At 59.3% G+C, this 17,299-nt stretch carries 18 protein-coding genes; 8 read left to right on the top strand and 10 right to left on the bottom strand.

Annotated features, from left to right (window positions below; translation table 11 throughout):
- The first annotated feature begins 125 nt into the window (after positions 1-125).
- The 3 genes from AC13QY_RS06295 to AC13QY_RS06285 all read left to right on the top strand — a co-directional run bounded on the left by AC13QY_RS06295 (position 126) and on the right by AC13QY_RS06285 (position 1,727).
- The gene (locus AC13QY_RS06295; RefSeq protein WP_183809955.1) at positions 126-446 is read left to right on the top strand and encodes a hypothetical protein; all 321 of its coding nucleotides are present in this window, start codon (positions 126-128) and stop codon (positions 444-446) included.
- A 106-nt stretch (positions 447-552) separates the two neighbouring features.
- A complete protein-coding gene (locus AC13QY_RS06290; protein WP_113331686.1) occupies positions 553-762 on the top strand; it encodes a hypothetical protein in 210 nt (69 codons plus the stop codon).
- Between the two features lie 71 nt (positions 763-833).
- Positions 834-1,727: a DUF72 domain-containing protein gene (locus AC13QY_RS06285; protein ID WP_488492943.1), complete on the top strand. Its 894-nt coding sequence runs from the start codon at positions 834-836 to the stop codon at positions 1,725-1,727.
- A 25-nt stretch (positions 1,728-1,752) separates the two neighbouring features.
- On the opposite strand, the gene AC13QY_RS06280 is transcribed toward AC13QY_RS06285, so the two are convergent.
- The 3 genes from AC13QY_RS06280 to AC13QY_RS06270 form a co-directional block, all read right to left on the bottom strand.
- Positions 1,753-2,022, bottom strand: coding sequence for a hypothetical protein (locus AC13QY_RS06280; protein WP_069614031.1), 270 nt, complete (start codon positions 2,020-2,022; stop codon positions 1,753-1,755).
- Positions 2,023-2,179: 157 nt separating this feature from the next.
- Positions 2,180-3,973: a thiamine pyrophosphate-requiring protein gene (locus tag AC13QY_RS06275; RefSeq protein WP_488492942.1), complete on the bottom strand. Its 1,794-nt coding sequence runs from the start codon at positions 3,971-3,973 to the stop codon at positions 2,180-2,182.
- A gap of 231 nt (positions 3,974-4,204) precedes the next feature.
- The gene (locus tag AC13QY_RS06270; protein WP_113331860.1) at positions 4,205-4,453 is read right to left on the bottom strand and encodes a hypothetical protein; all 249 of its coding nucleotides are present in this window, start codon (positions 4,451-4,453) and stop codon (positions 4,205-4,207) included.
- A gap of 333 nt (positions 4,454-4,786) precedes the next feature.
- Here AC13QY_RS06270 and AC13QY_RS06265 point away from each other — a divergent pair, with 333 nt between their 5' ends.
- A complete protein-coding gene (locus AC13QY_RS06265) occupies positions 4,787-6,781 on the top strand; it encodes an ABC transporter ATP-binding protein/permease (protein WP_488492941.1) in 1,995 nt (664 codons plus the stop codon).
- A 140-nt stretch (positions 6,782-6,921) separates the two neighbouring features.
- Here AC13QY_RS06265 and AC13QY_RS06260 read toward each other — a convergent pair whose 3' ends face one another.
- Both AC13QY_RS06260 and AC13QY_RS06255 read right to left on the bottom strand, forming a co-directional pair.
- Complete coding sequence (locus AC13QY_RS06260) at positions 6,922-7,176, bottom strand: DUF982 domain-containing protein (protein WP_488492940.1); 255 nt, start codon at positions 7,174-7,176, stop codon at positions 6,922-6,924.
- A 235-nt stretch (positions 7,177-7,411) separates the two neighbouring features.
- Entirely contained in the window at positions 7,412-7,786 is a 375-nt protein-coding gene (locus tag AC13QY_RS06255) for a hypothetical protein (RefSeq protein WP_112721678.1), read from the bottom strand.
- A 311-nt stretch (positions 7,787-8,097) separates the two neighbouring features.
- Here AC13QY_RS06255 and AC13QY_RS06250 point away from each other — a divergent pair, with 311 nt between their 5' ends.
- Positions 8,098-8,940, top strand: a complete 843-nt coding sequence (locus AC13QY_RS06250) for a DUF1236 domain-containing protein (RefSeq protein ID WP_488492939.1) — start codon at positions 8,098-8,100, stop codon at positions 8,938-8,940.
- Between the two features lie 233 nt (positions 8,941-9,173).
- On the opposite strand, the gene AC13QY_RS06245 is transcribed toward AC13QY_RS06250, so the two are convergent.
- From AC13QY_RS06245 to AC13QY_RS06225, 5 genes are read right to left on the bottom strand one after another with little or no spacing between them, the layout of a single operon-like run.
- Complete coding sequence (locus AC13QY_RS06245; protein ID WP_488492938.1) at positions 9,174-9,950, bottom strand: ABC transporter permease; 777 nt, start codon at positions 9,948-9,950, stop codon at positions 9,174-9,176.
- A 2-nt stretch (positions 9,951-9,952) separates the two neighbouring features.
- A complete protein-coding gene (locus AC13QY_RS06240) occupies positions 9,953-10,771 on the bottom strand; it encodes an ABC transporter permease (RefSeq protein ID WP_488492937.1) in 819 nt (272 codons plus the stop codon).
- A 31-nt stretch (positions 10,772-10,802) separates the two neighbouring features.
- Complete coding sequence (locus tag AC13QY_RS06235; RefSeq protein ID WP_113353461.1) at positions 10,803-11,879, bottom strand: ABC transporter substrate-binding protein; 1,077 nt, start codon at positions 11,877-11,879, stop codon at positions 10,803-10,805.
- Between the two features lie 14 nt (positions 11,880-11,893).
- Positions 11,894-12,724: an ABC transporter ATP-binding protein gene (locus tag AC13QY_RS06230; RefSeq protein ID WP_113420652.1), complete on the bottom strand. Its 831-nt coding sequence runs from the start codon at positions 12,722-12,724 to the stop codon at positions 11,894-11,896.
- A 6-nt stretch (positions 12,725-12,730) separates the two neighbouring features.
- On the bottom strand, positions 12,731-14,086 hold the full coding sequence (locus AC13QY_RS06225; protein ID WP_488492936.1) for an LLM class flavin-dependent oxidoreductase: 1,356 nt from the start codon (positions 14,084-14,086) through the stop codon (positions 12,731-12,733).
- A gap of 305 nt (positions 14,087-14,391) precedes the next feature.
- Here AC13QY_RS06225 and AC13QY_RS06220 point away from each other — a divergent pair, with 305 nt between their 5' ends.
- Genes AC13QY_RS06220 through AC13QY_RS06210 form a run of 3 tightly spaced genes read left to right on the top strand, consistent with a single transcriptional unit; the run spans position 14,392 to position 17,287 of the window.
- Positions 14,392-15,570, top strand: a complete 1,179-nt coding sequence (locus AC13QY_RS06220) for an acyl-CoA dehydrogenase family protein (protein ID WP_488492935.1) — start codon at positions 14,392-14,394, stop codon at positions 15,568-15,570.
- Positions 15,571-15,581: 11 nt separating this feature from the next.
- Positions 15,582-16,937: an LLM class flavin-dependent oxidoreductase gene (locus AC13QY_RS06215; RefSeq protein WP_113501197.1), complete on the top strand. Its 1,356-nt coding sequence runs from the start codon at positions 15,582-15,584 to the stop codon at positions 16,935-16,937.
- Between the two features lie 11 nt (positions 16,938-16,948).
- A complete protein-coding gene (locus tag AC13QY_RS06210; RefSeq protein ID WP_488492934.1) occupies positions 16,949-17,287 on the top strand; it encodes a DUF3088 domain-containing protein in 339 nt (112 codons plus the stop codon).
- Positions 17,288-17,299: the final 12 nt, after the last annotated feature.

Genomic DNA, 17,299 nt, shown 5'->3' with positions numbered 1-17,299 from the left:
GCGGTGTCCACCGATTATCGCGCCATTCCCTGATCTGATTACCAGCGAGGAAATATCGGAAAATCTGGAAACAACTGCCCGCCATTGGAGTTGGAAGGTGGCAAATCCAAGGAAAGGAAATACCAATGTTGACGAGAATAATCGCAGTCTGTGCTCTTTCGATCGGCATGGCCACGGCAGCCATGGCTCAGCAATCAGGTTCCGGCGGAACAGGCAATTCCGGAAGTGGTAACGGCGCCGGCACCGGTTCGCAGAGCAATGGCACCTCCAACGGAAATGGAGGCGCCAATAGCAATACCACCGGAACCAACGGGACTCCGAATTCCAACGGTCAGTCCCAGGACTGCAATGCCATGAAAACCGGCAAGAACACGACGCAAGGTACGGATACGCAAAACAATAGCCAGTCGAGCGACAGCACGTCCAGCCAGAACTGCCCGCAATAATAATGGTAGAAATCCGAAATGCCTCCCGCATTTCGCACACCTCTTGGCTGTCGGTGTCCGTGACGTGGATCACCGGCAGCGGGAGGGCCAATCAAGGAGACAAATCATGATGAATGGCGCTCAGGAACTTGCCGAGGAATATCTAAGGCTCGGTGGAAAAAGACTTCTGGTAATGGATGACAACATCCTGTCGACCAACAGCTGGGAGGCTGATCCGCTCGAAGCTGAAGCCTTTTGGAAAAGGGAAATCGAGAGTTTGGCACCAAGACAACGCAACGAGGTCATGTCGTTCCTGCCGTCCATCAACGTTACCTGACGGGATCGACGGGCATTGAATTACGACATCGTCTCTTGCACAGGCAAGGTGATCCGGACGCGGTATGAACCATGGTAAAGGCTGGAACGATCCGCATCGGAATTTCCGGGTGGACGTACGCACCCTGGCGCGGCGTTTTCTATCCGAAGGGCGTGACCCAGAAACACGAATTGTCCTACGCCTCCTCGCAATTTCCATCCATTGAAATCAACGGCACATTCTACAGCCTGCAGACACCCGACACCTTCGCAAGATGGCGGGAGGCCACTCCAGACGACTTCGTTTTCGCGGTCAAGGGATCACGCTATATAACCCATCTACGAAGGCTTCGCGATATCGAGGTGCCGCTTGCCAATTTCATGGCCTCCGGCCTCTTGCGGCTGGGAGCAAAGCTGGGACCCATACTTTGGCAGTTTCCTCCCCGGCTGCGGTTCGATCGAGAACTGTTCTCCAATTTCATCCACCTGCTGCCAAAGGACACGGATGAGGCACTTTCCTTGGCCAAGCGGCATGACGAGCGCTTGAACGGCCGAGATTGGTTGATGGCGGACAAAAGGAGACCGATCCGGCATGCATTCGAAATCCGCAACGAGAGCTTCGTGGACGCCGATTTCATTGAACTCTTGCGGAAGCATCGGATCGGGCTCGTTTGCGCCGATACCGTCGAGTGGCCGTTGCTGATGGATGTCACCGCGGACTTTATCTATTGCCGCCTGCATGGCTCGGAAGAACTCTATGTCAGCGGCTACGATGATGAAGCGTTGAGCATATGGGCGGAGCGCATCGCCGATTGGGCGCATGGGCGCGAGCCGGATAATGCCAACCGTGTCCTGAAGCCATTGAAGCGGTCACGACGGGGTCGCGATGTCTATGTCTATTTCGATAATGACGTGAAGGTGCGGGCGCCGGCCGACGCGCGGCGGCTCAGCCAATATCTTGGGCTGGTCTGGCAAAAAGGTCCGTAAGGAGGAGCGTGCGGCGGCATCATGCTTATTCAAGCCGCCCCCAGGCCGGATTCCAGTTCACGCCTTCCGACAGTTCGACATAGATGGGCCGCATAACCTCATTCGACATCTTGTTGCGAGCGGCCCGAAAGGCGTCATCTGGCTCCATTTCCTCACCAGGAAAAACCGTGTCATCCTCTCCTGGCGACATGACCTTGCGCAGGAATCCTCGAATCTGATCGCCGGAATGGTAGAACTTGATGACGATGGAGCCTGGCGGCACATTGTTCTTACGATACCTATGATAGGTTTCCATCTTACACCTCCTGACGTTATAGCCTGTTGCCGCGTCCAGAGCACTTCGCCGTCTCGCGCTATGCTCTTTCATTCAGCCAAGGCTTAGTCGATTGACATCGGTCCAAACCACCCTTCCCAGCATTGGTTCCCGCAGCGCAGCCGACATTTGCCCGTCGTCACCTGTTGGCGCGACTAGGAAGGATGGCACTCAGCGCCTGTCTTAGCGTTCCCTTGATCACACCGCTTTCTTCCGGATCCCCTTTCAGCAGGACGGCGGTCAGGTTGCGCATCTGCTCGAAAGTCAGGTGCGGCGGTATCGGCGGCACTTCGGGATCTGTCTTGACCTCGAGAACAACGGGACGATCGGCGGCGAGCGCTTCATCCCAGACGGCGCCAAGCGCCTCGGGTCGATCAACGAAAATTCCCTGAAGGCCAATCATGTCGGCGAAGCGATGATAGGGGACATCGGGGATCCGCTGCGAGGCATTAAATTTTGGATCACCTTCCATGACGCGTTGCTCCCAAGTCACCTGGTTGAGATCCTCGTTGTTGAAGACGCAGACGACCATGCGCGGATCGGACCATTCGCGCCAGTATTTCGTCACGGTGATCAACTCCGCCATGTTGTTCATCTGCATGGCGCCATCACCGACCAGGGCGACGATTGGCCGATCCGGATGCGCGACCTTCGCGGCGATCGCATAGGGCACCGCCGCCCCCATGGACGCGAGACCGCCGGACAAGGAGGCCATCATGCCGCGGCGCATGCGCAAATCGCGCGCGTACCAATTGGCGCATGAACCGGAATCACTCGTGACGATGACACCGTCAGGCAGGCGTGGCGAAAGCTCCCAGACGACACGCTGCGGGTTGACCGGATTGGCCTCCACGTGCGCCCTCGCCTCCAGCGTTCGCCACCACTTTCCGACACTCGTCTCGATCTCCTTGCGCCAGGAAAGATCCTGCTTCTGCTTGAGAAGCGGCAGCAATGCCTGCAAGGTCTCCCGGGCGTCGCCGACAAGATTGACCTCCATGGGATAACGCAAGGAGAGCATGTCAGGCCGGATATCGATCTGAACCCCTTTTGCATCACCTTCTTCGGGCAGGAACTCCGAATAAGGAAAACCGGATCCGACGACCAGCAGGGTATCGCAGTCTCGCATCAGGTCCCAGGATGGTTCGGTACCCAGAAGGCCGATGGAGCCGGTGACCCACGCCAGATCATCCGGTAGGGCGGCCTTGCCGAGCAAGGCTTTCGCCGCTCCTGCTCCCAGCCGGTCCGCGACCGCGATCAGCTCGTCGCTCGCGCCCAACGCGCCGGCACCGACGAGCATCGCGACCCTCTTTCCGGCATTCAGGACGGACGCGGCGCGCTTCAGATCGATCTCGTGCGGCACCGTTCTCGGTGCCACATAGCCGACGCCCGACATGACCGAGCCATGCTTGCGTGGCGGCGTCTCATAGGGCATCTCCTGCAGGTCGTTCGGCAGGATGACGGCAGTGACCGTCTTGTTCGCCAGCGCGATGCGCGCGGCCCGATCGACCAGATGGCGTACTTGCGCGGGAGCTGAGGCCTGATGGACGAAGTTGCCGGCAACATCCTTGAAGAGCGATGCGAGATCGACTTCCTGTTGATAGTGACCGCCCAGCGCCCGACGGGCCTGCTGGCCGACAAGGGCCAAGACAGGTTGATGATCCAACCGCGCATCATAGAGCCCGGTCACCAAATGCGTGGCACCCGGTCCAGAGGTGGCGACGCAAACGCCAAGCTCGCCCGAGAATTTGGCATAGGCCGATGCCATGAACGCGGCCATCTCCTCGTGACGAGCCTGAATGAATTCAATTTTTCCATCGGCCCGGTTCAAGGCCCCGAAGAGACCGTTGATGCCATCTCCGGGATAGCCGAAGATGCGTCGCACGCCCCAATCGTAGAGGCGCTGCACGATAAAGTCGCCAACCGTCTTTGCCATAATCCATCTCCACTTGTCGCGCGCCATCAAAGCGCGTGGGGTCCAACAAGCAGAGGCCCTTTATGTTCCCCCTATCGGAAGAGGCAGTCATTGGAAAAGCCGGGCATGCGAAGCTTTCGTCGCCGCCCATCGGACGCATCGATCATCGTTCGACACGGCTCTCTGCCAATCCATGGAAGGCGTCACACTGCACAATGAACACGTGCGAGATCATCGCTCGCCATTGTGTGGCTACGACCGGATCTTTTGACCATCGAGGTAACCGTGCTCGTAGGCTTTGGCCAGTTCGCTATTGTCAGGATAAGGGTTCTTTCTATTCTCGGCTTCACATTTTCCCGCCTTAACTCCCTCTTCATACGCTTCCTTTTCACTTTCTGAAGCGGGAAGACGAGGCGATTGCTCGGGGTAGTATTGTATCGGATTCGGCAGCCCAAGCGCGGGTGCGAAAAGCGAAGCTATGATTGGCTTTTGCGGGCACATGATGAATTCCTCCTGACATTGAAACGCCATTTGCGATGGACGAGTTCCCTGAAACCGTCTCATCATTGGCGCGCTGCCATCCGCGCGATAGCGCCGGCCAATACAAGGCAAGGGCGCGTGGTCCGCCCATGGGGTGCATTCTTCCCGCACCGAGGTGCACCTTCGTTCCTAGGGATAAGATGCAGTAATCAACCCACTTACGCTTTTACATGAACCTTCCGTTACATGCCGAGGGTTCGCGCGACGACTGCCTTATTGTCCCGACACATGGCCGTCACCACCAACGACATTCCTATTGTGAAACTTTTTGAATTTTAGTCCGTTGTCGTGCTTATGACCGACGCTAAATCCAATCCGAAATCGGTCGACGGCGCCAAGTCGCCTGCGCGTGAGAGGTCGCGCCGGGAGAAAGCTCCGACTGTTGATGTCGAGCCACCAGCAACTAACATTGAATCCGATCCGGACATGACGCCCGAGGAGGCCGAACGGGCACGCAAAGGGTACTTGCTTGCACGTTTCTGGATCAGCGCGCGTGGCTACTGGAGTCGCCGCGGAGATGGCTTCGCGTGGCCGTGCACGATCGGACTACTTGCGCTGATCGGCCTGAACGTCTGCTTCCAGTATGGCATCAACATCTGGAACCGCGCGATTTTTGACGCCATTGAGCAACGCAACGCCCACACCGTTTATGTCCTGAGCGCGGTGTTTCTGCCGCTGGTGCTCGGAAGTGTCGCCCTTGTCACGGTACAAGTCTACATTCGCATGATGATCCAGAGACGATGGCGCTCCTGGCTGACGACCGGGCTCATCGCTCGCTGGCTGGCGAACGGCCGTTATTATCAGCTGAACCTGATCGGCGGCGAAGGCCACAAGAACCCCGAGGCGCGTCTCTCCGAGGATTTGCGCATCGCCACGGAGTCCCCGGTCGATTTCCTAGCCGGCGTCATTTCCGCGTTCTTGTCGGCATCGACCTTCATCGTCGTCCTGTGGACGATCGGCGGAGCCCTGACGTTCCAGATCGCTGGTTCAGTCATCACAATTCCCGGCTTTCTTGTCGTCACCGCGGTTCTCTATGCCGTGGTCACGTCCACCTCGATGGCAGTCATCGGCCGGCACTTCGTCGAGATTTCCGAGGTCAAGAACCAGGTGGAAGCGGAATTTCGCTATACGCTGACACATGTGCGCGAAAACGGCGAGAGCATCGCATTGCTCGGCGGCGAAGAGGAGGAGCGTAATGACCTCGAACGAACTTTTGGCAATGTGCTGAGGCAATGGGCGCGGTTGGCGCATCAATACATGCGCACGACACTTATCTCGCAGGGGTCGATGCTGATCGCGCCCGTCGTGCCGGTCCTGCTTTGCGCACCGAAATTCCTCGAAGGCAGCATGACGCTCGGTCAAGTGATGCAGTCTGCCTCTGCCTTCGCCATCGTCCAGAGTGCGTTCGGATGGCTGGTGGACAACTATCCGCGGCTTGCCGACTGGAATGCCTCCGCACATCGCGTGGCCTCGCTCATGACGTCACTCGACGGCTTGGAGCGTGCCGAAAAGAGCGATTCCCTCGGACGCATCAAGCACGGTGAAACCGAAGGCAAGGCGATGTTGTGCCTAAATAATCTTTCCGTGACGCTCGACGACGGCACCTCCGTGGTCAAGGAAACAGAGGTCGAGATCGAGCCGGGCGAACGCGTGTTGGTCGCCGGAGAATCCGGCACGGGAAAAAGCACGCTCGTACGGGCCATTTCCGGTCTTTGGCCTTGGGGTCATGGCAGCGTCAATTTTCATCCCGGTAGCCGATTGTTCATGCTGCCCCAGCGACCCTATATCCCATCGGGCACACTTCGCCGGTCCGTGGCCTATCCGCGAGCGGCCGAGGACTGGACGCTGGATGAGATCAAAGCGGCCCTTGAGAAGGTCGGGCTTGACTATCTCAACGACAGAATTGAGGAAGATGCGCCTTGGGACCAGACGCTCTCGGGCGGCGAGAAACAGAGGCTCGCATTCGCGCGTCTTCTGCTACACGATCCCGATATCATCGTCCTGGATGAGGCTACATCAGCGCTCGATGAAAAAAGCCAGGACAAGATGATGGAGATGGTGATCCGCGAACTGCCGAAGGTCACCATTATCAGCGTCGGGCACAGAGCCGAGCTGGAGGCCTTCCATAGCCGCAAGATCACCCTTGAGCGACGTGAGGGTGGCGCGATGCTTGTCAGCGACATTGATCTCGCCCAGCGCGGGAAAAGACGGAACCTGCTTTTGCGCCTCTTGGATGACCAAATGCCCGCAGCAAGAGGCAACTTGGCTCACGGAAAACAGCGCCGTTAGGATTGACTGACATTTGCCTGATCGTCAGTCCGGTGGCACCGTGGGCAACACATGCTCTTTCGTGTAGTCTGATAGAGCGCATGGCCGCTAGGAATATGGCCGTCATTACAAAGTCGGATCGAGCGCGTCGCGCTCGCCCATCACGCTTCAAATATTTGGATACCGCTTTCTTCAAGCGCGGCGAGGAACGCGGCTCTTGCTACCAGCGCCTCCACGTGGCCTTGGTGAGCACTGATCAACGTTCGCTTCGCATTCTTGAAGGCGATCCCGTGCGACTTTGCGGGCCAGTTCCGCAGCAGGTAATAGGTGGCGGTCTCCGTGTTGGCGATCGTCAGGCGCTGACCGCGTTTGCGCGTCTCGACGGTGATTGGCTTGTTCCACAATTGTTGTGTCATGATTGTCCTCTTGCGGCGAAACGGCACCGCGATCCGAATGTTCCGCCGAGGTTGTCACCAAAGCCGCAAGCGAAAGCCATCCAAGCTCGAGCTTTCACCTGAGCGAACTCGGCGGAGCCTTTCCCCGCCACATGGACCTTGATCATTCCGACCGAGCGGTCGCTCTGACCGACAGGCAAATCCTTGGCTTTAAAGGCAGGCACCAAATCTAACATTCCTTCACCACTCACAGCGGCTATTTTTCCGCTCGTTGCAAGAGAACGCGCATTTCCTCGAAGCGTCGCTTGCGGTCCGCATCGCTCTCATTCGCGGTATAGCAAGTGGTTGATACGCAGAACTTAGCGAGATTATGGGGTTTGTCGGGCTTGTCGAATTCACATTCGAAGGTGTCCGTCATTTCCGCGGGAGATGTTCCCTGACGGGTGGAGTAGGCCATGCGCACACCAGGCGGCTTCAGTTCCGGAAAGGATTGGATAGCGCCGATCGCGAGGCTATCCGACAGGAAGAAGTTCTTGGCTACGATCTTGCAGGTTGCCTCAAGATCGGCCGACTGCGCGAAAGCCGCTGCCGGCATCAGCGCGAGGCCAAATAGAATCAAAGGTTTGATCACGGTAAGCTCCTTCAGCGAGGTTTCCGCTGTTTCAGAACGCAAATAACAAAGAAGGGAATGCCGATCGCGTTGCAAAGTTCCTTTAAAGAGCCCGCTCGGAGTGATCAAAGTTGCGCCATGCCGACACAGTCCGACAAGGCTTACCCACCGCAAAAAATAGCTGCGGCATGTTGGAAGCTCACGGCCGAGCCTTCAGTCGGATGCCCGTGCGACTGAAGTCCAATGCCGGAACATGGAGGCCCGTCACCTTGTTCGTCCTATAGCGGCGGATAAACGCCGTTATGTACTCAACAGCGAGAAAAGAGAAAATCATGAAGACGACGAACAGACTTGCCGTTCTGATGACGGCGCTTTCAATCGGTGTTTCCTTCGCAGCCATCACACCCGCAAGCGCGCAGGATACCCAGGTCATCCCCAAAAGCGGCACGACGCGCGACAGCAAGCCATCGACCAGCGAGCAACAGCCACAGTCCGGAACATCCACCAAGGACTTGAAGGGAAATTCAGATAATTCCCCCGGCCAGGCACCGGCCCAATCCACTCAAGGCAATCAGGATTCGAAGTCGAATGGCAGTCAGAACAACAGCTCGACAAACACCGGAGCAACAGGCCAGACGGGAAGCCAATCCGGAGACCAAACTCAACAAGGCAATGGTACCAAGGCAGGAACCAACAACAAATCAGCATCTCCCCAGTCCCGAGGCACCAACAGCTCGAACGATGAGCAAGGGACTGGTCAAGGTGGTACAGACACCAACAAAGCGGGTTCCGCGGGAAGCTCCGGCAGCAATATGAAAGCGCCTAGCAGCACCAAGCAGGATCAACAGACGGACACGACCGGAGGTGAGACGGGAAGCAAAACCACGACAAAAACAAACACGCAGGGCGGCTCGCAAGTCCAGGTCTCCGTTGAGCAACAAACACAGATCCGGCAGGTGGTTAAAGAGGTCCATGTCACCCCCGTTCGCGAGACGGATTTCTCGGTATCGGTAGGCGCGACCATTCCCCGGAAGATCGAGCTGGAGCCGCTGCCGCCGCGCATCGTCCAGATCGTTCCGCAATATAAGGCGTATCGATTCTTCGTCCTAGCGGACGGACGGATCGTCATCGTCGATCCCTCGACATTCACGATCGTCTATATCATCGATGCCTAGTTCTGGATGTTTGCGGGCGCCAGAGTTTTCATGGCGTCCGCAAACATATGTCTTGCCCGATGCCGTCAGGCAGGCAAGGCAGAAGTTGCAGGAATTTCGATCCGGCCGCTCATTGCATCAACAGTGGGCGATTGAACGTGTCCGCGGGGCCAAGATCGAGAACGGTCTCGAGAACAGCAGCCGAGGAACCGGGTTTAGCTGCTTGATACATTGAAGCGCATGATGTTCGCAGCCTATACGGTCTGCTTAGGCCGCCAGCGCAACAAATAAGCTTCAAGCGCGGAGGCAAGGCGATTTAGTGTAAAGCCGACGAAGCCGAGCACCAGGACGCCGACCATGACGAGCGCCATGTCGAACCGCTCCCGACCGGCGATGACCAGGCCGCCGATGCCCGGACCGACGGCCAGGAAATATTCCGCGCCGACCGTTGCCAGCCAGGCATAGATCAAGCCGAGATGCACGCCGGTGGCGATCGACGGCATCGCCGCCGGAATATAGATCCGCAATGCCTTCTGCCGCGCATTGAACCTTAGCGCCCTTGCGACCTCAAGCAGCTCAGCCGGCGCCTCACGCATGCCATCATAGGTATTGAGAACGATAGGAATGAAGGCGGCGAGCGCGACGAAGACGATCTTCGCCTGTTCGCCAAAGCCGAACCAGACCGAGATCAGCGGTATCCATGCCAGAAGGGAGATCTGCTTCAGTCCATTGAAGGTCGGCATGATCAGGCGGTCGGCAATCCGGGAGAGCGCCAGCAGGCTCGCGAAAGCGACGCCGAGCACGCATCCAATCAGGAAGCCGGCAATATTGCGCATCAGGCTGAAACCCAGTTCGCCGATAAGATCATTGTCGATCAGCTCACGCTTGGCCGTGCCGACGACATCCTCCAGCGAGGGCAGAAAGCGCGCGTCCACGAGACCCGTCCGGCTTGAAACCTCCCAGCCCACGAGGAGGAGGATCGGCAACGTCATGCCGCGCCGGAAACGTACGAAACCGCTTGCTCTTGCCATTGTCAAAGCTCCCGCCGCTTCCACCGCTGGATCAGTAGTTCGGTGCGATCCAGCCCCTTGTCCATGACGAAGCCGACAAGTCCGATGGCAATCATCGCGACGATGACGGTATCGAGCCAGAACATCTGCCGCCCCCAGACCAACAGGTAGCCGAGCCCTTCGGACGAGGCGAGCAACTCGACACCGACAAGCGATGTCCAGGAATGGGTAAGGCCATAACGGATACCGGTGAATATCGAGGGAACGGCAGCCGGCAGCACGATCAAGCGCAGGGTTTGCCAGCGGCTGAAGCGAAGCGCTCTGCCGACCTCGAGATATTTCGGCGGGACGCCGCGGACCCCGGCGAGCGTGTTCATCGTCATCGGCACGATGGCGCCCTTGGCGATGATGATGATCTTCAAGCTCTCCTCGATGCCGACAAGCAGCATCAAAAGCGGGATCCATCCGAGCGTCGGGATCTGCGCGAAGGCGAGGAAGAGCGGCTTCACATAGTCCTCGACGCTTTCGGAAAGCCCCATGGCAATGCCGAGCAACAGGCCGAGCCCGGCGCCGATGGTAAAGCCAACGACGACACGGCAGAGACTGACCCCGGTGTGATAGAGAAGCTCGCCGCTCAGGATCATGTCGCGGCCGGTCTGGTAGACATAGGCTGGCGGCGGCAGGATCTGCTCCGGCAGCCAGCCCCTGGCGGAGGCAACCCACCAGAGGCCAAACAGGCCAAGCGGAAAGATCAGGCCCGTCACGAAAAGGACAAGGCGCTGGAGCCTTGCTGGCGATAGCGGCAAGCCGGCCCGCCCGGTAGTCTCGACAACAGCGCTCACGCCAATCTCCTAGTCTTGATCGCGTCTCCGATCAGGAGGCGACCGGCTTTCCGTCGGCGCCATAGGGCTGCCAGAATTTCGTCAGCCCGAGCTTTTCCAGCGCATTGTTGAGATATTTCGGTTCGAACCAGCCGTTAAGGTCGACATCGCGCCGGATCAGGCCGTATTCCTTGCTCTTGATCGCCTGCTCCTTGTACTGCGAGACCAGGAGATCGTCGATCAGCGGCGAGTTGCGATAGGTGAGCGTATCGTTGCGGAAATATTCCTCCAGGATCGGAACGGGCGTGCCGGACTTGTGCCAGAGTTCGAAGAGGGCCGCACGGTTCTGCTCTTCCGACGACCACTGCGCCGCCTTGACGAACGCGTCGACGACACGCTGCGTGATCTGCGGATGGGCGTCGATGAAGGCCTCGCGGCCGATGATGCCGGCATTGCGCCCGAAACGCGGATCGTCACCCTTCGTCGTGTAGATGACATCGGCGCTGTCCTTCGCCGCGAGATTGATGAGCTGCGTGTCGCCAAAAGCCGCATCTATGTCCCTGCTGGTCAGGGCCGCGACCGTGCCGGCGGTATCCAGATTGACGACCTGGATGTCACGCTCGGTCAATCCGTGTGCCTGCAAGATCTTGATTGCGGAGAGGTGGCCGTTGGTACCGCGCTGCAGCGCGACCTTGCGGCCCTTCAGATCCTCGATCGTCTTGATGCCGGATCCCTTGGCGACAGCGAGATAAAGCGGCTTGCGCGCGCCGCTCGCCAGCAGAAACTTCGTCTTCAGGCCGGTTGCCCGCCCAATCAGCGCCGGAAGATCGCCCTGATAGGCGAAGTCGAGCTGGTCGTTGGCGAAGCCCTCGTTGACCGCCGGCCCGGCACCCTTGAAGAAAGTCCATTCGATCTTGACGTTCGGATCGTTGGCGAATTCCTTTTCCAGAAATTCGCCGGCGCGAGCCGTCGCAGCCGACGTTCCCTCGGCATAGGGTTTGTTGTCGACGCCGATCGCGGCGTAGCCAACGTGAATGACGAGGGGATCCTGCGCCCAGGCCGGGGCGGATAACAGGCCAAGGGCGACCGTCGCGCCGGCGACCAAGCGGGAAATAATGGACAGTTTCATCTGTTGCTCCGTGATTATTCTGCTGCGACGACCGCAGGCCGGATTTCAACCGCCGGACTTGTGATGCTCGCTGGCGGGCGAGGCGTTGACGTCGTGGCGTTGAGGCTCTCAAGCACCCGATTGCGGATTTCGACCAGCATCGGGGAGGTGCGATCGCGTGGGCGCGCCAAGTCCACCGGAACGATGTCACGGATGCGACCCGGCCGGGATGACATGACGACGACGCGATCGCCGAGATAGACGGCTTCCTCGACGTCATGCGTCACCAGCACCATGGTGATGCGTTCCTTCGCCCAGATCGTCTGCAACTCATCCTGCAGCCTTGCCTTGGTGATGGCGTCGAGCGCGCCAAAGGGTTCATCGAGAAATAGGACATTCGGGCGATTGACCAATCCCCGCGCGATGCCGGCGCGCTGCGCCATCCCACCCGAAAGCTGGTGCGGATAGGCCTTTGCGAAGCCGGAAAGCCCGACAAGTTCGAGGTGGGATTCGACGAGCCTGTTCTTCTCTGCCTTGGACAGCCCGGAATTCTCGAGCCCGAGCGCGATATTGCGGGCGACGGTCAACCAGGGGAAAAGCCGTGGCTCCTGAAAGACGATGCCGCGCTCAAGGCTCGGCTCCTTGACGGGCCGGCCTGCGTGACCAACGAATCCCGATGTCGGAAGATCAAGGCCGGCACCAAGGCGCAACAGCGTCGACTTTCCGCAGCCGCTCGCTCCGACGATCGTCACGAATTCACCCTCGGCGATATCGAGGCTGACATCGTCGAGCGCGGTCAAAATCTCACTGTTGACCTTGAACTGGCGGGTGACATGGTTGATCTGGAGATGCAGGGAGTTGCCCATGGCCGACTACTCCGCGGCGACGGCATGCCGCGCCGGATGCAAAGGTACTCTCAATCCGAGGTTTTCGCGTAGTGTCGAACCTTCGTAATCGCCGCGGAAGAGGCCGCGGCGGCGCAGCTCCGGCAACACATGTTCGACGAAATCATAGAGACCGGTCGGCAGTTGCGGCGGCATGACGTTGAAGCCATCGGCAGCACCCGTCCTAAACCATTCTTCCATCTGATCGGCGATCTCGATCGGCGTTCCCACGATCTGCCAATGACCACGCGCGCCGGCGATACGGAGATAAAGTTCCCGGATCGTCAGATTTTCGCGCCTGGCAAGATCGAGCAACAATTTCTGGCGGCTCTTGCTGCCATTGGTCTCAGGCAGATCCGGAACGGGGCCGTCGAGCGGATATTGGGAGAGATCGACACCGCTTGCCATGCCATTCAGCATTGAGAGGCCGACCACCGGATGGACGAGATCCTGAAGTTCGGCGAATTTTTGCTGCGCTTCCTCGCGCGTTCTGCCGACGACCGGGAAGATGCCCGGCATGATCTTGAGGTCATCTCGGTCCCGACCATATTTCGCGAGGCGACCCTTGATATCCGCGTAGAAGGCTCTCGCATCCTCGATGGTCTGATGGGCGGTAAAGACGACTTCCGCGGTGCGGGCGGCGAGCTCCCTTCCCGGCTCGGACGAGCCTGCCTGCACGAGCACTGGGTGGCCCTGCGGCGTGCGCGACACGTTCAGCGGCCCGCGCACCTTGAAGTGCTTACCCTTGTGATTGAGGATGTGCTGCTTCTCAGGCTCATAAAAGACGCCGCTCCGTTGATCGCGGGGGAATGCGTCTTCCTCCCAGGTGTCCCAGAGCCCAAGCACGACGTCGGCAAACTCCTCGGCGCGTTCGTAACGCTCCGCATGGGCATAATGCTCGTCCCTGCCGAAATTATGCGCTTCGTGATCGCTGGACGATGTCACGAGGTTCCAGCCGGCGCGGCCGCCGCTGATATGATCGAGAGAAGCGAATTTGCGGGCGATGTGATAGGGCTCGTTGAAGGAGGTCGAGGCGGTCGCCACGAAGCCGATATTCTTCGTCACCGCCGCGAGAGCGGAAAGCAGGGTGATCGGCTCGAACTGCGCGACATAACGCTGGGCCGTGCGATGGAGCGCCTCCGTATCGGATCCGCGCGTTCCCACACCGTCAGCCATGAAGATCAGATCGAACTTCGCAGCTTCGGCGACTTGCGCCAGCTCGACATAGTGGGCGAAATTCGAACCGGCGTCGGCCTGCGTCAGCGGATGCCGCCAGGCGGCAATGTGGTGCCCGGTCGGATAAAGAAAAGCCCCGAGCTTCAGTTGCCTTTGTCTGTCCGTCATCGTCTTCTCCATCATGGCTGCGGAAGAAGGCTAAACGTTAAAGATTATAATCTATAGAAATTATATTCTATTTACCGCCACCAGTTCGGATTCCTTCGTCACGCGACATGTCGAACCGACGGAGATCATTTCGCGGCGACACGTAACGGCTGGAAACTGCGGTCGCCTAAGTTTTTCGATAAGCGGGAGAAGAATTTCTTCCCGACGGATCAAATAGATATTGCTGGACTTGGGCCTGCAATCACCGAACCCTTCAGGCTTCAAAGCGGCGATGCGCCGTTCAAATCCACGGGCGTGAAGCAGACATGTCTTTCCCATCACACACATCCGATCCCCTTGTCGCAAAAGCCGTCGAGCTCCGGCGGGCATTCGACCGGGACGCGGTCGAGCGCGACAAATTGGGTGGCAGGCCGACCGAACAGATCCGCCTGCTGAAGGAGAGCGGATTGCCTTCGGCGCAGATTCCGACCCGATATGGCGGTCGCGGCGCTTCCTGGTTCTCCATCTTGCGGATCGTGCGCGAATTCGCGCGTACCGACGGCTCGCTCGCGCATCTCTTCGGCTACCACCACCTCCCCTTGAACCTCGTGCTCTTTCGGGGATCGGACGTGCAGCGGGAGCGCCTGCTCAGGGCATCCGCCGCCGGCAATTTCGTCTGGGGCAATTCCGGCAACGCCATGTCGAAAACCTCGTCCGGAAGGCGGATCGACCGCGGCTGGCTGGTCAACGGCAAGCGCCCGTTTTCCTCCGGCTCGCACATATCAGACTATATTCAAATCTCCTTCGAGAATGCCGACGGCGAGCGCCTGACCGCGGTCGTTCCCGCCAATCGAAACGGCATTGTCATCGAGGACGATTGGGATGGCATCGGCCAGCGCCAGACCGGCAGCGGCACGGTCAGCTTTCACGACCTCGAGATTGGGGATGACGAACTCATCAGTTCCCCGGCGGTCCCGCTGACACCCTATACGTCGCTGACCTCCCTGCTGCAGCAAAGCGTGCTGCTCAACGTCTTCGTCGGCAGCGCCCAGGGCGCGCTGGAAGAAGGCCGGGCTTACACGACGACATCGTCTCGGCCATGGATCTATTCCGGCGTCGACAAACACACCGACGACCCCTGGATCAAGCGGCAATATGGCGATCTCTACATCCGCACGCTCGCTGCCATCGAGCTCGCCGACAAGGCGGCGCTGAGCCTCGATAAGGCCTTTAACCAGGGACCGGGCCTGACGCATGAAGATCGTGGCGCCGCCGCCATCGATATAGCCACGGCCAATGTCTATGCCGGCGAAGTCGGGCTTGCCGTCTCCAGCGAGATCTTCGAGGTCATGGGCGCGCGATCGGCAACGACGGCAAACGGTTTCGACCGCTTCTGGCGCAACGTGCGGACCCATACGCTGCACAATCCCGCCGAGTACAAGAAGCGCACGCTCGGCACATGGCTGCTGACGGGTGAATTCCCCGTTCCGGCGATGTATCGCTGAAAGGATATTCCATGGCTAGACGCAAGGATCAGATCAAGCTCGGCGCCTTCCTGCTCTTCACCGGCCACCATGTCGCCGCCTGGCGGCATCCGGAAGCATCGGTGGGTACCGAATTCGAGAACTATCTCGAGCTCGCCAAGCTCGCCGAAGCCGCCAAGTTCGATACCATCTTCTTTGCCGACGGTGTTGCCGCTCGTCTGAAGGACCTGGATGCGGCAAGCCGGAAGGCGCATAGCGGCATCTATCCGTTCGAACCGATCACGCTGCTCTCGGCGCTTGCCAGCGTCACCCGCAATATCGGCCTGATCGCCACCGCCTCAACAAGTTTTTCCGATCCCTTCAACCTCGCGCGCCAGTTCGGTTCACTCGACCGCCTAAGCGGCGGCCGCGCCGGCTGGAACCTCGTGACCTCCTCCGATCCGGACGCCGCCTTCAACTTCGGCCATGACGCGCAGGTCCTGCATGCCGACCGCTACGACCGAGCCGAGGAATTCGCCGATGTCGTGCTCGGCCTCTGGGACAGCTTCGAGGACGATGCCTTCATCCGCGATCGTGAGAGCGGCCGGTATTTCGATCCCGAAAAACTGCATAGGCTCGACCATAAGGGGCGCCACTTCAAGGTGCGCGGGCCGCTGAACATTCCACGCTCGCCGCAGGGGCGCCCGGTTGTCGTGCAGGCCGGAGCCTCCGAGCCCGGCAAGGAACTGGCCGCGCGCACCGCCGAGGCGATCTTCGCCGCGCAGATCACGCTTGGCGAGGCAAAAGCCTTCTATGCCGACGTCAAGAGCCGGCTCGGCAAATATGGCCGTTCGCCCGACGACTTGAAGATCCTGCCGGGAATCTTTCCTGTCGTCGGGCGAAGCGAAGCGGAAGCCGAAGACAAATTCCAGGCCCTGCAGAACCTCATCCAACCGGAAGTCGGTCTTAATCTCCTCTCGCAATTGACTGGCGTCGACTTGAGTTCCTATCCGCTTGACGGTCCCGTGCCCCCCGAGCCGCCTGTCACCAATGCCGGCAAGAGCCGCCAGGAACTGGTGCTCGATCTCGCGCGCCGCGAAAACCTGACCATCCGCCAGCTCTATCTGCGCATCGCCGGTGCACGCGGCCATTGGCAGGTTGTTGGGACGCCCACACAGATCGCCGATGTCATGGAAGAACGCTTCGAAAACTACGGCGCCGACGGCTTCAACATCATGGCGCCCATCATGCCCGGAGGCCTTGCCGATTTCATCACGCTTGTCGTGCCGGAACTGCGCCGCCGCGGCCTGTTCCGCAGCGAATATGAAGGCGCGACGCTGCGCGAAAATCTCGGACTGAGGCGTCCGGCCAATCGTTTTTCCGCAGGCAATGCGGTCGCGGCGGAATAGGAGAAGATCAAGTGGCTCGTGACAAATTGTTCCTCATTTCACCCGGTTTTGCCGATCCGAAACATCCAGGCGTCAGCTTCGTCTGCCCCTATTGCAATGCGATCGAGGGACTGCTCGCCTCATTCCCGGATCTTGCCTCTGCGATCGATGTCGAAAGGGTTGCGTTCCCGCGGCCGCGACAAAAGGTGATCGAGGTTGCCGGCGAGGAAAACCAGTCGCTGCCGCTCCTCATTCTCGCGGAGAACCCGCCTGATGACGCCAGCGACTGGAAAGGAACGCGCTTCATCAATTCGACCGATCGCATCCTCGAGCTGCTTGCCGAACGGCACGGCTTTCCGCGCCTACATTAGAACGAGGCCGTC

The sequence above is a fragment of the Martinezella sp. CNPSo 3795 genome (assembly GCF_057784475.1).
Note: the sequence above shows the minus strand (reverse complement) of the source record. Positions and strands in the feature narration are given on the sequence as shown.

Excerpts from the sequence above, each read along its gene's own strand:
- AC13QY_RS06295 (WP_183809955.1), top strand. The coding sequence starts at position 126 with ATGTTGACGAGAATAATCGCAGTCTGTGCTCTTTCGATCGGCATGGCC.
- AC13QY_RS06290 (WP_113331686.1), top strand. The coding sequence starts at position 553 with ATGATGAATGGCGCTCAGGAACTTGCCGAGGAATATCTAAGGCTCGGT.
- AC13QY_RS06285 (WP_488492943.1), top strand. The coding sequence starts at position 834 with ATGGTAAAGGCTGGAACGATCCGCATCGGAATTTCCGGGTGGACGTAC.
- AC13QY_RS06280 (WP_069614031.1), bottom strand. The coding sequence starts at position 2,022 with ATGGAAACCTATCATAGGTATCGTAAGAACAATGTGCCGCCAGGCTCC.
- AC13QY_RS06275 (WP_488492942.1), bottom strand. The coding sequence starts at position 3,973 with ATGGCAAAGACGGTTGGCGACTTTATCGTGCAGCGCCTCTACGATTGG.
- AC13QY_RS06270 (WP_113331860.1), bottom strand. The coding sequence starts at position 4,453 with ATGTGCCCGCAAAAGCCAATCATAGCTTCGCTTTTCGCACCCGCGCTT.
- AC13QY_RS06265 (WP_488492941.1), top strand. The coding sequence starts at position 4,787 with ATGACCGACGCTAAATCCAATCCGAAATCGGTCGACGGCGCCAAGTCG.
- AC13QY_RS06260 (WP_488492940.1), bottom strand. The coding sequence starts at position 7,176 with ATGACACAACAATTGTGGAACAAGCCAATCACCGTCGAGACGCGCAAA.
- AC13QY_RS06250 (WP_488492939.1), top strand. The coding sequence starts at position 8,098 with ATGAAGACGACGAACAGACTTGCCGTTCTGATGACGGCGCTTTCAATC.
- AC13QY_RS06245 (WP_488492938.1), bottom strand. The coding sequence starts at position 9,950 with ATGGCAAGAGCAAGCGGTTTCGTACGTTTCCGGCGCGGCATGACGTTG.
- AC13QY_RS06235 (WP_113353461.1), bottom strand. The coding sequence starts at position 11,879 with ATGAAACTGTCCATTATTTCCCGCTTGGTCGCCGGCGCGACGGTCGCC.
- AC13QY_RS06230 (WP_113420652.1), bottom strand. The coding sequence starts at position 12,724 with ATGGGCAACTCCCTGCATCTCCAGATCAACCATGTCACCCGCCAGTTC.
- AC13QY_RS06225 (WP_488492936.1), bottom strand. The coding sequence starts at position 14,086 with ATGACGGACAGACAAAGGCAACTGAAGCTCGGGGCTTTTCTTTATCCG.
- AC13QY_RS06220 (WP_488492935.1), top strand. The coding sequence starts at position 14,392 with ATGTCTTTCCCATCACACACATCCGATCCCCTTGTCGCAAAAGCCGTC.
- AC13QY_RS06215 (WP_113501197.1), top strand. The coding sequence starts at position 15,582 with ATGGCTAGACGCAAGGATCAGATCAAGCTCGGCGCCTTCCTGCTCTTC.